This window comes from Vibrio sp. 2433-A1, from assembly GCF_056726085.1.
The window spans coordinates 231,501-245,534 of sequence record NZ_JBRESC010000003.1 but is presented as its reverse complement, the minus strand read 5'-3'; the positions used below and the strand labels follow the sequence as shown (position 1 = coordinate 245,534).

General features: G+C 46.0%; 16 protein-coding genes. 3 read left to right on the top strand and 13 right to left on the bottom strand.

The window, feature by feature from the left end; genetic code table 11:
• Positions 1–22 precede the first annotated feature (22 nt).
• Genes yggU through ACU01J_RS04960 form a run of 4 tightly spaced genes read right to left on the bottom strand, consistent with a single transcriptional unit; the run spans position 23 to position 2,467 of the window.
• Positions 23–313, bottom strand: a complete 291-nt coding sequence (gene yggU, locus ACU01J_RS04975; protein WP_481084671.1) for a DUF167 family protein YggU — start codon at positions 311–313, stop codon at positions 23–25.
• A complete protein-coding gene (locus ACU01J_RS04970) occupies positions 313–870 on the bottom strand; it encodes a YggT family protein (protein WP_481084670.1) in 558 nt (185 codons plus the stop codon). Before ACU01J_RS04970 ends, yggU begins: the two co-directional genes overlap by 1 nt.
• Before the next feature lie 38 nt (positions 871–908).
• Positions 909–1,727 (bottom strand): pyrroline-5-carboxylate reductase, encoded by an 819-nt coding sequence (gene proC / locus ACU01J_RS04965; protein WP_481084669.1) that lies wholly within the window; start codon positions 1,725–1,727, stop codon positions 909–911.
• A 23-nt stretch (positions 1,728–1,750) separates the two neighbouring features.
• Positions 1,751–2,467, bottom strand: a complete 717-nt coding sequence (locus ACU01J_RS04960; RefSeq protein ID WP_481084668.1) for a YggS family pyridoxal phosphate-dependent enzyme — start codon at positions 2,465–2,467, stop codon at positions 1,751–1,753.
• 25 nt (positions 2,468–2,492) lie between these two features.
• On the opposite strand from ACU01J_RS04960, the gene ACU01J_RS04955 reads away from it, so the two are divergent.
• Together ACU01J_RS04955 and ACU01J_RS04950 are read left to right on the top strand one after the other, a co-directional pair.
• Entirely contained in the window at positions 2,493–3,530 is a 1,038-nt protein-coding gene (locus tag ACU01J_RS04955; protein ID WP_481084667.1) for a type IV pilus twitching motility protein PilT, read from the top strand.
• 17 nt (positions 3,531–3,547) lie between these two features.
• Positions 3,548–4,654 (top strand): PilT/PilU family type 4a pilus ATPase, encoded by a 1,107-nt coding sequence (locus ACU01J_RS04950; RefSeq protein ID WP_481084666.1) that lies wholly within the window; start codon positions 3,548–3,550, stop codon positions 4,652–4,654.
• A gap of 88 nt (positions 4,655–4,742) precedes the next feature.
• On the opposite strand, the gene ruvX is transcribed toward ACU01J_RS04950, so the two are convergent.
• From ruvX to metK, 8 genes are all read right to left on the bottom strand, one after another.
• Positions 4,743–5,168, bottom strand: a complete 426-nt coding sequence (gene ruvX, locus ACU01J_RS04945; RefSeq protein WP_481084665.1) for a Holliday junction resolvase RuvX — start codon at positions 5,166–5,168, stop codon at positions 4,743–4,745.
• Between the two features lie 21 nt (positions 5,169–5,189).
• Positions 5,190–5,753, bottom strand: coding sequence for a YqgE/AlgH family protein (locus ACU01J_RS04940; RefSeq protein ID WP_481084664.1), 564 nt, complete (start codon positions 5,751–5,753; stop codon positions 5,190–5,192).
• A gap of 57 nt (positions 5,754–5,810) precedes the next feature.
• Positions 5,811–6,764 carry a glutathione synthase gene (gene gshB / locus ACU01J_RS04935; RefSeq protein ID WP_481084663.1) on the bottom strand — a complete coding sequence of 318 codons (954 nt, stop codon included), beginning with the start codon at positions 6,762–6,764 and terminating at the stop codon, positions 5,811–5,813.
• Between the two features lie 12 nt (positions 6,765–6,776).
• The gene (rsmE, locus tag ACU01J_RS04930) at positions 6,777–7,508 is read right to left on the bottom strand and encodes a 16S rRNA (uracil(1498)-N(3))-methyltransferase (RefSeq protein WP_481084662.1); all 732 of its coding nucleotides are present in this window, start codon (positions 7,506–7,508) and stop codon (positions 6,777–6,779) included.
• A 129-nt stretch (positions 7,509–7,637) separates the two neighbouring features.
• The gene (locus tag ACU01J_RS04925) at positions 7,638–8,339 is read right to left on the bottom strand and encodes an endonuclease (protein ID WP_481084661.1); all 702 of its coding nucleotides are present in this window, start codon (positions 8,337–8,339) and stop codon (positions 7,638–7,640) included.
• A gap of 78 nt (positions 8,340–8,417) precedes the next feature.
• The gene (locus ACU01J_RS04920; RefSeq protein WP_481084660.1) at positions 8,418–8,915 is read right to left on the bottom strand and encodes a SprT family zinc-dependent metalloprotease; all 498 of its coding nucleotides are present in this window, start codon (positions 8,913–8,915) and stop codon (positions 8,418–8,420) included.
• A 69-nt stretch (positions 8,916–8,984) separates the two neighbouring features.
• Positions 8,985–9,782, bottom strand: coding sequence for a DUF2189 domain-containing protein (locus ACU01J_RS04915; protein ID WP_481084659.1), 798 nt, complete (start codon positions 9,780–9,782; stop codon positions 8,985–8,987).
• Positions 9,783–10,054: 272 nt separating this feature from the next.
• On the bottom strand, positions 10,055–11,209 hold the full coding sequence (metK, locus tag ACU01J_RS04910; RefSeq protein WP_481084658.1) for a methionine adenosyltransferase: 1,155 nt from the start codon (positions 11,207–11,209) through the stop codon (positions 10,055–10,057).
• Positions 11,210–11,529: 320 nt separating this feature from the next.
• Between metK and tkt the strand changes: the two genes are divergently transcribed.
• Positions 11,530–13,524, top strand: coding sequence for a transketolase (gene tkt, locus ACU01J_RS04905; RefSeq protein WP_481084657.1), 1,995 nt, complete (start codon positions 11,530–11,532; stop codon positions 13,522–13,524).
• A gap of 79 nt (positions 13,525–13,603) precedes the next feature.
• On the opposite strand, the gene ACU01J_RS04900 is transcribed toward tkt, so the two are convergent.
• Positions 13,604–13,840, bottom strand: coding sequence for a hypothetical protein (locus ACU01J_RS04900; protein ID WP_481084656.1), 237 nt, complete (start codon positions 13,838–13,840; stop codon positions 13,604–13,606).
• Positions 13,841–14,034 lie beyond the last annotated feature (194 nt).

Here is a 14,034-nt window from a genome sequence, read left to right as displayed (position 1 = left end):
TTTGGATTTAAATAAAAAGCCATCAAATGATGGCTTTAATTTCTTGTGGGATTTGCACTGGCGATTGGATGCGGACTTGTTTATGTCGCCCGAGTTCGCCTTTTTCTATGATTATTAATCCCTTCGCCACTTTAAATTGCTTGGCGAGATACTTACTTAAATGCGCATTGGCTTTGCCATCAATAGGAGGAGCCGTAATGGCAATTTTCAGCTCCTCACCATGTTGGCCAACAATTTTATCACGGCTGGCTTTCGGTTGGATGTAGAGCCTTAGCAGTAGATCTTCTCCATCAAACCAAGCGGCTTGTGACATTATAGCTGATACCAAATCGGGCCAATGATGTCGCCCATTAAGAAATTAGCGAATTGCAGAGCAATAAATAGCACCAATACGCTTAAATCAAAGCCACCCATCGCAGGAATGATACGGCGAATTGGCGTTAGCATTGGTTCTGTGAGTTGGTGGAAGACATACTCGATTGGGCTACGACCTTGGCTAACCCAGCTAAGGATTGCGCGAATAAGCAGAACCCAGAATAGTAAACCGCCAGCCGCTTTGACCAGTGATAATAGACCTAAGAATAGGAAGTCAGCGCTAAAGCTTACTGAACCATTTGAAGCGACTAAGATAAGCGCCACAAACTTCAATACACATAATATGTATGCAAACAGAACCGTGGCTAAATCTAAACCGCCCACAGACGGAACAATGCGGCGCAATGGCGCAATAACAGGTTGTGTAGCTTTAACAATAAATTGCGAAAACGGGTTGTAGAAGTCTGCACGTGCAGCTTGCAACCAAATACGTAAGATCACCACCATAATGTAGAGATCAAACAGGGTGGAAATCAGAAAACTCATTGAATTCATAGGTTACCCTTAATAGTAGAGCCATCAGCTCAAAGTTATTAAAATAATTTTTCCATCTCTTCAGCGCGCGTTACCGCTGCTTGCATAGCTTTGGCTACTATATCTGAAAGTTGGTGTTCGTTGAATGTTCGTAGCGCTTCTGCGGTTGTACCACCTTTAGAAGTCACGTTCTCACGTAAGGTCGCAAGCTCAGTATCCGGGTTGCCAGTAACCATACTTGCAGCGCCTAGGGCAGATTGTTGGACAAGCAGTCGGGCTGTCTGTTTATCAAACCCTTGTGCGATGGCTTCCGCTTGCATTGCTTCCATAAATAGGAAGAAGTAGGCAGGCGCACTGCCAGCAGCAGCAATGATATTATTGATGCCTGATTCTTGTTCTACCCAACATACCTTGCCACAGGATTGCATTAGCTCAGCTGCAAAGGCTTTATCTTGCTCTGATACATGTGATGGTGCGTAAAGACCACTCATCCCTAGCCCAAGTTGTGATGGAGTATTTGGCATCACTCGCACTAAGTTGAGCGAGCTATTTAACATCTGATCAAATCGCGCACTTTGAATACCCGCTGCGATAGAGATAACCAATTTTCCTGACCAGTCGATCGCTTGTAGAGGCTTACATACTTCTTCCATCATCTGTGGTTTGACGGACAACACCACTACGTCAGCGTCCTGCGCTGCTTGGATGTTATCGCTAGTGGTATGAATACCATAGGCTTGCTTTAGAGGCAGACGACGAGTTTCAGACGGAGCAGTTGCAGTAATCAACGATGCTGGATATCCATCTGCAATTAAGCCCGATACGATAGCTTTGACCATATTGCCTGCGCCAATAAAGGCGATCTTCTTGTGTTCCATTGGTTATTCGATCCTTTAAAGATTTAAGCTTTATTGCTGTAATCGCGTGCACCAAAAATGGCAGTGCCAATGCGCACCATAGTACTTCCTGCCTCAATCGCCGCTTCCATATCGCCACTCATACCCATAGAGAGGGTATCAATTGGTTGTTCAGGATAACGTTGCGCGAGCTTCTCTTTCAGCTCTGCCAGTTGAGTAAAGGCGTTGAGTTGAGAGGCGTAGTCAGTAACGTTGGCCGGAATTGACATCAATCCTCTTAAAGTGAGGTTTGGAAGTGAAGAAATCAACTCTGCAAGCTCAAAGATTTCATCCTCGTTAAGCCCTGACTTAGATTGTTCGCCACTGGTGTTGACCTGCATGAGTACTTGAATTGGGTCGGTTCCCGCAGGTCTTTGATCATTGAGGCGCTGTGCGATCTTGGCACGATCAATGGTGTGCACCCAAGCAAAGTTCTCTGCGACGTGGCGAGATTTATTCGATTGAATCGGGCCAATAAAGTGCCACTCTAGTTCTAGCTCTGGATGGTGTTCGGAAAAATGTGCTACTTTGTTTGCACCTTCTTGCACATAGTTTTCACCAAAAGCGCGCTGCCCTGCTTGCGCTGCTTCGAGAATTGCTTCGTTAGGCTTGGTCTTGCTCACTGCGAGAAGTTGCACTGTCTCTCGACTGCGTCCACACTTTTGTTGTGCAGCCTCAATCTGTAAGGTGATCTGTTCAATATTTTGTTGAATACTAGTCATAGCCGATTTTACTTAAGGATTTTAAATGGATATCGCTGAATTACTGGATTTTAGTGTAAAGCATAATGCGTCAGATCTACATCTTTCTGCTGGAGTATCTCCAATGGTGAGAATTGATGGTGAAGTAAGAAAGCTAGGTGTCCCTGCGTTTAGCCATGCTGATGTGCATAAATTAGTGTTTGAAATTATGAATGACGGGCAGCGCAGTGAGTTTGAAGAGCGCTTAGAAGTCGACTTTTCATTTGAACTGCCTAACGTTGGGCGCTTTCGTGTTAATGCTTTTAACCAGACTCGTGGCTGCGCGGCGGTGTTTCGAACTATCCCAACAGACATCCCAACCTTAGAGCAATTGTCTGCGCCAAAGATCTTTGAAAGCATCTCGGATATGGAAAAGGGCTTGGTATTAGTCACGGGCCCAACAGGTTCGGGAAAATCGACCACGCTAGCGGCCATGGTTGATCATATTAACCGTAACCATAATAAGCATATCTTGACCATCGAAGATCCGATCGAGTTTGTCCATGACAATAACAAGTGTTTGATCAACCAGCGTGAAGTTCACCGCGATACTCACAGTTTCAAAAATGCACTGCGCAGCGCACTGCGTGAAGATCCAGACGTGATCTTGGTCGGTGAGTTGCGCGACCAAGAGACTATCAGCTTAGCTTTGACAGCTGCGGAAACGGGGCACCTGGTGTTCGGTACTCTGCACACCAGCAGCGCAGCGAAAACCATTGACCGTATTATTGATGTTTTCCCTGGCAGTGATAAAGAGATGGTGCGCTCGATGTTGTCAGAGTCATTGCGTTCAGTCATCGCGCAGAAATTATTAAAACGTATTGGTGGTGGTCGCGTGGCTTGTCATGAGATCATGATGGCGACACCTGCTATTCGCAACTTGATCCGCGAAGATAAAGTCGCTCAGATGGCGTCGGTAATTCAAACCGGTGCGGCTCATGGCATGCAGACGATGGAGCAAAATGCCAAGCAGTTGATTGCCCAAGGTTTGGTTGACCAAGCTGAGGTGGCAAAGAAAATCGAACTTGAAACATCGATGTTCTAATTAGCTGGAGCAGAATAATGGATATTGATGCTTTTTTGCAGGGGATGATCAACCAGAAGTCTTCTGATCTCTATATCACCGTCGATGCGCCGATTCTTTATCGCGTCGATGGTGAGTTACGTGCGGACGGTGAAAAGCTTTCACGTGCGGTTGTGACCTCACTGCTTGAAACCATGATGGATCATGATCGCCTGCATGAATTTCATACCAGTAAAGAAGCCAACTTTGCGATCGTGCGTCACTTTGGTCGATTTAGGGTATCTGCCTTCTATCAGCGCGAAATGCCTGGTGCTGTGATTCGCCGTATTGAAACTAAAATTCCGACCTTCGAAGAGCTTCGGTTGCCAGATGTGCTGCAAGATCTCTCGATTGCCAAGCGTGGCCTAGTGCTGGTCGTGGGTGCAACAGGCTCTGGTAAGTCGACCACTATGGCGGCGATGACTGGCTATCGTAATACCCACCGTACAGGGCATATCTTGACTGTGGAAGACCCGATTGAGTTTGTTCATGAACATCAGCGTTGCATCATTACGCAGCGTGAAGTGGGGCTTGATACTGAAAGCTATGAGGTGGCGCTCAAGAACTCACTGCGCCAAGCGCCGGATATGATTCTTATTGGCGAAATTCGCTCCCGTGAAACCATGGAATATGCAATGACCTTTGCTGAAACAGGTCACCTCTGTATGGCAACACTCCATGCGAACAACGCCAACCAAGCGTTAGAGCGCATTTTGCATTTGGTGCCGAAAGAGCAAAAAGAGCAGTTCCTGTTTGATTTATCGATGAACTTACGTGGTGTCATTGCCCAGCAGTTGATTCGCGATAAAAATGGCCAAGGGCGTCATGGCGTGTTTGAAGTGCTGCTTAATAGTCCACGAGTGTCAGATTTGATTCGTCGCGGTGATTTGCATGAACTGAAAACAACCATGGCTAAGTCACAGCAAGTGGGGATGCAGACTTTCGATCAAGCCTTGTATCAGCTGGTCGTCGATGGAAAGATTAATGAAGAAGATGCATTACACAGTGCAGATTCAGCCAATGATTTGCGCCTAATGTTGAAAACTCAGCGTGGTGATAGTTCGGGAGGCAGTAGTTTAGCCAACGTTAAGATCGATATGGACTAACATACTCACTCTTGAGTGATGACGCTTAACTGATTGAAATAAAAAGGGGTGATGCTTGCACATCACCTTTTTTACTTATTACTTCTCGCTAGTCGCCGTACTGAGTTTCAAACCAGCTCTCTAAAATAACCACTGCGGATTGGCAGTCGACATTGCCTTTGCTCAGTGCTTTGTAGCCGCCCATGGCGAATAGGTCTGAGCGCGCTTCGGTAGTCGATAGGCGCTCATCATGCAGCTCAACCGCTATGCCAAAGCGGCCATGAAGTCGATTGGCAAACTTTTTCGCTCTTGGGGTAATGGTTTCTAAATCGCGGCCATGTAGGTCGGTTGGTAATCCCACCACCACTAAGTCAGGTTGCCACTCTTTAATTTGTTTTTCGATATCATCCCAGTTTGGAATGCCATCATTGGCTTTGAATGCTTTGAGTGGTGACGCGGTGCCAGTAATTTCTTGGCCAATAGCGCTGCCAATACTCTTGGTACCAAAATCAAAGGCCATAATAGTTCTAGACATAATTACTCTTTACGAATGGGGTTAGGCGTGGCCGATGTCGCTTGAAAGCTGAGCTACGTTAATCCCCAACATTTGAACCGCTTTTTGCCAGCGCTCGTTAATTGGGGTATCAAACATCACGTTAGGGTCAGCTTCTACGGTAAGCCATGAGTTTTCAGATAGCTCAATCTCAAGTTGCCCTGCTTCCCAACCTGAATAGCCTAGAGCAACGATATAATGATTCGGCTCTGCTTCGGTGCCCAATACACTGAGGATGTCTCTCGATGTCGTCACCGAAAGGTAATCACTCATTTTGATGCTCGATTCATAGTTATCTTTCGGCTGGTGGAGAATAAAGCCACGGTCTTCTGAAACAGGCCCACCATTAAGAACCGGCTTGTCTAAGCTTTCTGTTTGAAGTTTAGGGTGAGACGCTTGAACATCGACTTTTTCGAGCATCTTACCTATGGTGATATCAATCGGTGCATTGATCATCAGCCCCATTGCACCATCTTCATTATGCTCGCAAACGTAAATAACACTGCGCTGAAAGTATGGGTCTTTCATCCCCGGCATTGCCACTAAAAAATGGTTGGTTAAGTTCATAGTCACTCCAACTCAAAATGGGGCGATCAATGACCGCCCTATGATTAGCATGGCAAATTATTTTGATTCTTTTAGGCGACGCTCAATTGCGTCCATAAGTTTGCCAGTAATAGAGACATCAAAAGCTGCTTCGATTTCACGAATGCACGTCGGGCTCGTTACGTTGATCTCAGTTAGCTTATCGCCAATCACATCCAGACCAACAAAGATAAGTCCTTTTTCTTTAAGTGTAGGCGCTACTGCTTCGGCGATCTTTTTATCTGTCTCGCTAAGTGGGCGAGCTTCACCTGTACCGCCAGCTGCTAGGTTGCCACGAGTCTCACCTTTTGCAGGAATACGCGCTAGGCAATATGGCATTGGTTCACCATCAACAACCAAGATACGTTTGTCACCGTTACTGATATCAGGGACGAAAGTCTGCGCCATTGCGTAGTTCTGACCATGGTTAGTCAGGGTCTCGATAATCACAGATACGTTTGGATCGCCTTCTTTAACGCGGAAGATAGACGCGCCACCCATACCATCAAGCGGCTTAAGAATTACATCACCATGCTTTTCACGGAACTGCTTAATCTTCTCTGCTTTACGCGTCACGATAGTGGTCGGTGTTAGCTCAGGGAACCAAGCCGTAAACAGCTTTTCGTTACAATCGCGTAGGCTTTGCGGTTTGTTGACGATCAGTGTGCCTTGCTCTTCAGCGCGCTCTAGGATGTAAGTGGCGTAGATGTATTCCGTATCAAACGGAGGATCTTTACGCATCAGTACCGCATCTAGCTCTGAAAGCTCGATAGTTTGCTCAGATTTGAACTCATACCAACCCGTTGGATCTTCTTTAAGCTCAACCACTTTAGTATCAGCAACTGCTACACCTTGGTCTAGGTGAAGGTCATCCATTTCCATGTAGTGGATTTCGTAGCCGCGGCGCTGCGCTTCAAGCATCATGGCAAAGCTAGAGTCTTTCTTGATGTTAATGGACGAGATAGGGTCCATTACGATACCTAATTTGATCATATTATTCTCCGTCTAACCAAGATCGCCGAAACGAACTTGCAGGGCTGTAATTGCAGTAAGCGCCGCCGTTTCGGTACGTAGTACACGTGGGCCGAGTAGCGTCTCTTCAAATTTGTAGTTTTCCGTCATACCGATCTCTTCCGCTGATAAGCCACCTTCTGGGCCAATCAACAGACGCACCTTCTCTACTGGTGTTGGTAGAGTATTGATCGAGTATTTTGCACGCGGGTGGAGGTTCAGTTTTAGACCGTCATATTCCTCTCCACACCACGCTTCTAATTGCATGATTGGGCGGATTTCTGGGACTGTGTTGCGACCACACTGCTCACAAGCACTGATGGCGATCTTTTGCCATTGGGCGAGTTTTTTCTCGAAACGTTTTTGATCGAGTTTGACACCACAGCGCTCTGAAATCAGAGGGGTAATCGTGTTTACACCAAGCTCTACCGACTTCTGGATGGTGAATTCCATCTTATCGCCACGTGAAATAACTTGGCCTAAGTGAAGGTCGAGTGGTGATTCTGAGCTGCGTTCGACACGTTGAGTAATATTCACTTCAACGTTTTTCTTTGAAACGCTAGCGATCTCTGCTGGGAACTCAGCGCCACTGCCGTCAAACAGCAGTACTTCTTGTCCCTCTTTCATGCGTAATACACGGCCAATATGGCCTGCGGCATCATCGCAGAGCATGAGAGAGCCTAACTGATTAATGGCTTCTGGGTGATAGATTCGTGGGATTCGCATTGTGTTTCGATTTCCAGCAAGAGGTTTTGAGATAACCTCTAACATGGATGCTTTTATGCGAAAAAACAAGGGGCAGAGAGAGTTTCCAATTAATTACTGGAAACTCTCAATTTCATAACGCTGTGAGAGCTATAGCGCTTGGCAAGCTTGGTAAACAAATCGGTTGTGATTACCTTGGATTTTGAAGATACGCTCTTCACGTTTGCATTCCCACTTATCTACTGGGAACTGCTTGTTCCATGCTGTCATCAACTGCTTCTGCTGTTTGGACAATTTAAAGCCGTACTCTTGACTCATGTAGAGGTAAGTACGCGCAATTGAGCCTTTTGCTCTATCAGGTGGCATGACCTTACGTTGCTTAAAGTTAACCTGCATTTCGCAGCGTCCGTAGCTAATGCCATCAACACCGTTCCACTGGCTGAAGTTGTAGTTAGAACGGTCGCCATTCACTTCTCCAATAGCCGGAGTCAGGTTATGCAGATCCGCTTCCATCAGACGGAAGGTTTTATCGTTCTTAGTACAGTTTTTACGTCCGCCAGTTTGCCAACATTGACGCTGGTGGCCAAATTGCCAAGCTGGGACGACATGCTCCCATTCTATTCGAGAAGCGCGCTTTTGTTGTTTACGGACTTGGTAACCACACGACTCTAAATCAGGTGTTCCTTTACGTCCTTGCCATTCAATATCACAACCACAGTAAAAACTGGTTGGGTGATCGGCGTAAATTTTTACGGCTTCTTTTTTTGCTTTGGAGAAAGAAGAGGGTGGAGCAGCATGGCTAGTAACACTGAAAAGTGTCAATAATAGACTGAAAAATAGGATTCTTTTCATGGAATTTTGTATTAGAAAAGTAGTATGAATTACAGTCTAACACGCAATTATGGCTGGTATTGATGAGAATTGTCTTAATTAGGTCAGTTGTTTGCCAGTGAAACTTAACGTCTGTTGGCACTGTTGGCAGCGGTAACTGGCTTGGTTTCGCAGTACTTTATTATGGCGGCGAATGGAAAGGGGATAGGTCGTACAGGCGCAAAGATATTCAAAGGTTTTCCCTTGTACGGAAGTGACTTCGAAGCTATGGGTTGTTTTTGCTGGCACTTTAAAGACGGCTTCCATCACGCCTTGCCATTCTTTCCCGTGCGGCTTAACGCGACCATAGACTTGGTAGGTAATCAGATGAGCAACTTCATGCGGAATCACATCTGTAAGGAAAGCCTGCTGGTTTTCTTCAAATAGCGTTGGGTTGAGACGAATCTCATTTAGCTGCAGGTAGGCTTTACCCGCGGCTTTACCGCGCAGTTTGTAGTTTAATTTTGGCTGAGTAAATGTGCGTTTGAAGGAGACCTGAGCCTGCTGGATGCAGTTAGCTATCACTTTATGTGCACGATAATTGAGTTCAGAATCCACAACCACTCCTAAATAAACGCCCCAGCTCAAATGGCTGGGGCGCATCATAGATCGAAATGGCTTCGCTTGTTAAGGGTGATGTTTCTTCTTGATGGTTTCATGGTAAGCGTGCCAAGTACCATAGCCAAGGATTGGCATGGTAAACAGCATACCGATACCGTAGGTGGCAAAGCCGACAAGAATACCGCCACAAATCAGCGCCGCCCAAACAATCATCGCAGGGATGTTTGATTTAACCGCGTTAAAGCTGGTGAATACGGCGGTCATCATATCGACGCGGCGTTCCATCATTACCGGGATAGAGAACGCGGAAATACTAAACACCACACAAGCTAGGACGAAGCCAACCAGTGAACCTATGACGAGGAAAGGCATAAATTCGGTGAGCGGTGCGCCTTGTACCGAAGGGTAGAGGGCATGAAGTAGCGCGGCAATACGCATCCAGAAAATCATACACACCGCCAATAGCACCGCAAATGCCCACTGTGAGGAGGAGTTACGGCTAATGGCTTTCATGGAGTGGATTAAGCTGGCGCTATGGCCTTTTTCTCGTTCCCAAGCGGCATCGTATAAGCCTAAAGCGAGGAAAGGGCCAATGAGCATATAGACCACTAGACTTGGCATGACTACTAGGTGAGTGCCTTGCCATTGAACGAGTAGCACAATGCCGATTGCTGCTGCCATAAAGCATAACCCATAGAAAGCACTGATTAAGGGCATTCTAACAAAGTCATGCAGGCCAAGAGACAGCCAGTGGAATGGTGCTGAAATACTGAGTTGATTACACGGAATCGTGCGAGCGTATTCCGAGTCTGGGACTTCTTTCTGTTTAGGTTTAAAGTCGTCTGGATTCACCGTACGAGGCATACATCCTCCTTGATCGATTCTCTATGTAGACTAAATTCGCTGGCAAATTTAGCGTTGGAAACTCGATGCCCGGCTTGGCGACTTCTGGGATGTAAGCGGCGCATCAGTTAACGCAAACGAGCTTTCATCGCTGAAATTGCTCGTTAACATATTTTTAACTATTGACCCCATGGCAAAAAAATACAAATTTACGCCATAAATTTATCCCTAAAGAAAAAGGGCTTTTGGTTACCCAAAAGCCCTTTTCAATTCTATTACGTCTTAAATTTTAATTACTTAAGACCAGCGAACTCTGCAAGAATCGCTGCTTTGTCTGTCGCTTCCCATGGGAACTCTTCACGACCAAAGTGACCGTATGCCGCAGTCTTCTTATAGATAGGCTGAAGCAGGTTCAGCATTTCTTGTAGACCGTATGGACGTAGGTCGAAGTTCTGACGAACAGCTTCGATGATGATCTCGTGGGCAACTTTCTCAGTACCAAACGTTTCAACCATGATAGACGTTGGATCTGCTACACCGATAGCGTAAGACAGTTGGATTTCACAACGGTCAGCCATGCCAGCTGCTACGATGTTTTTCGCTACGTAACGCGCTGCGTATGCTGCAGAACGGTCTACTTTTGATGGATCTTTACCAGAGAATGCACCGCCACCGTGACGAGCTGCGCCGCCGTAGGTATCTACGATGATCTTACGACCTGTTAGACCACAGTCACCCATAGGACCACCGATTACGAAACGGCCAGTTGGGTTGATAAAGAAGTTAGTCTCTTTGTTGATCCACTCAGAAGGCAGTACTGGCTTGATGATCTCTTCCATTACTGCTTCACGTAGATCTGGAGTCGAGATTGAATCACAGTGCTGAGTTGAAAGAACAACTGCATCGATACCAACGATCTTACCTTGATCATATTGGAACGTTACCTGAGATTTCGCATCTGGGCGAAGGAAGTCTAGCTTGCCATTCTTACGAACTTCCGCTTGTTTTTCTACAAGACGGTGAGAGTAAGTAATTGGTGCAGGCATTAGAATTTCAGTTTCGTTGGTTGCATAACCAAACATGATGCCTTGGTCGCCAGCGCCCTGATCTTTAGGGTCTGCTTTATCAACACCTTGGTTGATGTCTGGAGACTGCTTGCCGATAGTGTTTAGAACCGCACAAGAATTAGCATCAAAACCCATGTCTGAGTGAACATAACCAATTTCACGTACTGTCTCACGAGTGATCTCTTCGATATCAACCCATGCAGAAGTAGTTACTTCACCACCAACCATTACCATGCCGGTTTTTACGTAAGTTTCACACGCAACACGTGCTTTAGGGTCTTGTTCTAGAATCGCATCAAGTACTGCATCAGAAATTTGGTCTGCAATTTTATCTGGATGACCTTCTGATACTGACTCAGAAGTGAACAGGTGCTTAGCCATGTGAGCTCCACTTTATCGATTGAGAGTGACCAGTTTTATTAACTCATCACTATTAAATAATATTAGTAATTGTAGGTGTATCTACATCTAGACGTCTATTCTAATTTTGATTGCTCGAATTACAAGCTCTTTTTTTTCATCAATCATAACTAAACGTTTGCTTTACTGTGTTTATATATAGACAACTTGAGGGTAAAGGGAGCGAAATCTCGGAAAATTGTGAGCTTTTGGCTTGGAAAACGTTTGCAGTGCCCCAAGTGCTTTGAGAGAATTATTATTCACACACTTATTTGATTCGCTTAATGCATTCAGGAGCTGACATGTCTTCTCGTCAACATCTCGCAAACGCAATCCGTGCTCTAAGTATGGATGGTGTACAACAAGCTAACTCTGGTCACCCAGGTGCACCTATGGGTATGGCTGACATCGCTGAAGTTCTTTGGCGTTCTCACCTAAACCACAACCCGGCTAACCCTGAGTGGGCTGACCGCGACCGTTTTGTTCTGTCTAACGGCCACGGTTCTATGCTGATATACTCTCTACTGCACCTTGCAGGTTACGAGCTATCAATTGACGATCTGAAAAACTTCCGTCAGCTGCATTCTAAGACTCCAGGCCACCCTGAGTACGGCTACGCACCAGGTGTTGAAACAACAACAGGTCCTCTAGGTCAAGGTATCACTAACGCTGTGGGTATGGCGCTTGCTGAGAAAACTCTAGCAGCACAATTCAACAAAGAAGGCCACGACATCGTTGACCACTTCACTTATGCATTCATGGGTGACGGCTGTCTGATGGAAGGTATCTCGCACGAAGCATGTTCTCTAGCTGGTACGCTAGGTCTTGGTAAGCTAATCGCATTCTGGGATGACAACGGTATCTCAATTGATGGTGAAGTAGAAGGTTGGTTCTCTGACGACACACCTAAGCGTTTTGAAGCGTACGGCTGGCACGTAATCCCTGCAGTAGACGGTCACGATCCAGAAGCGATCAATGCTGCTATTGTTGCAGCGAAAGCTGACCCACGCCCAACTCTAATCTGTACTAAGACGATCATCGGTTTTGGTTCACCTAATAAGTCTGGTTCACACGATTGTCACGGTGCTCCACTAGGCGCTGAAGAAATTGCAGCAACTCGCAAAGAACTTGGTTGGGAACACGGTCCATTTGAAATCCCAGCAGACATCTATGCAGAGTGGGATGCGAAAGAAGCAGGCGCAGCTAAGGAAGCAGCGTGGAACGCTAAGTTCGATGCATACGCAGCAGCTTACCCAGCTGAAGCGGCTGAGCTTAAGCGTCGCCTAAACGGCGAGCTACCTGCCGAGTGGGAAGAGAAAGCAAACGCAATCATTGCTGATCTTCAAGCTAACCCAGCAAACATCGCATCACGTAAAGCGTCTCAAAATGCGCTAGAAGCGTTTGGTGCTATGCTACCAGAATTCCTAGGCGGCTCTGCTGACCTTGCACCATCTAACCTAACTATGTGGTCTGGCTCTAAGTCAGTATCTGCTGAAGATGCGTCTGGTAACTACATCCACTACGGTGTCCGTGAATTTGGTATGACGGCTATCATGAACGGTATTGCGCTGCACGGTGGTTTCGTACCATACGGCGCTACTTTCCTAATGTTCATGGAATACGCTCGTAACGCAATGCGTATGGCTGCTCTGATGAAAGTTCAGAACATCCAAGTTTACACACACGACTCTATCGGTCTTGGCGAAGATGGCCCAACTCACCAACCAGTTGAGCAAATGGCTTCTCTACGTCTAACGCCAAACATGAGCACATGGCGTCCATGTGACCAAGTGGAATCTGCAGTAGCTTGGAAACTGGCTATCGAGCGCAAAGACGGTCCAACGTCTCTAATCTTCTCTCGTCAAAACCTTGCACAGCAAGAGCGTAACGAAGAGCAAGTTGCAAACATCGCTCGCGGTGGTTACATCCTGAAAGATTGTGCAGGCAAACCAGAGCTTATCCTTATCGCAACCGGTTCTGAAGTTGAGCTAGCAGTAGAAGCAGCTGCACAGCTAACAGCTGAAGGTAAGCAAGTACGCGTTGTTTCAATGCCATCAACAGATGCATTTGACAAGCAAGACGCTGAGTACCGTGAGTCTGTACTTCCATCTGACGTAACGGCACGTATCGCTGTTGAAGCTGGTATCGCAGACTTCTGGTACAAGTATGTTGGCTTCGGTGGCAAGATCATCGGTATGACAACGTTTGGTGAATCTGCTCCAGCAGGTGAACTGTTCAAGATGTTCGGTTTCACCACTGAAAACGTAGTGAACACAGCGAAAGAACTACTTTCTTAATTTAGTTCGTATCGACAAAAAAGAGAAAACCGAGCAATTTGGCTCGGTTTTTTTATATTGGCTTCATTAAGTTTAAAAGTTATTCAAACTCATTACCCCAGTTATCTTTTTCTTTACGACCACATACTTTACATGTCACGTATCGATCCATGTCGTAGTAATGTCCACCGTTGATAAAGGAGTGAGCCATCAGCTTAATTCTTCCAAGCAAAGAACGATCACTGTCGTAGCTGCTCGTTTTTCTCACTAAGACTTCGCTATGGGGCGTTTCTTGTGAGCATTGCTTACAAAAGTGGGTAGCTGGGTAACCAGACATAGTCATTTCCTTTGGTTGATGAAACTAGAAAAGAAACAGCCAACAGAAAACCACTTATCTATCTGTTAATAAAACATATTGTCCATATATTAATCAAGTTTTATAGAGTTGATGCTTAGGCACATATCACGAATTTAATGCGCTTTGGATGGCTATCGGTTACTATTTGTGACACGAAAATCATGTAGGGCGAT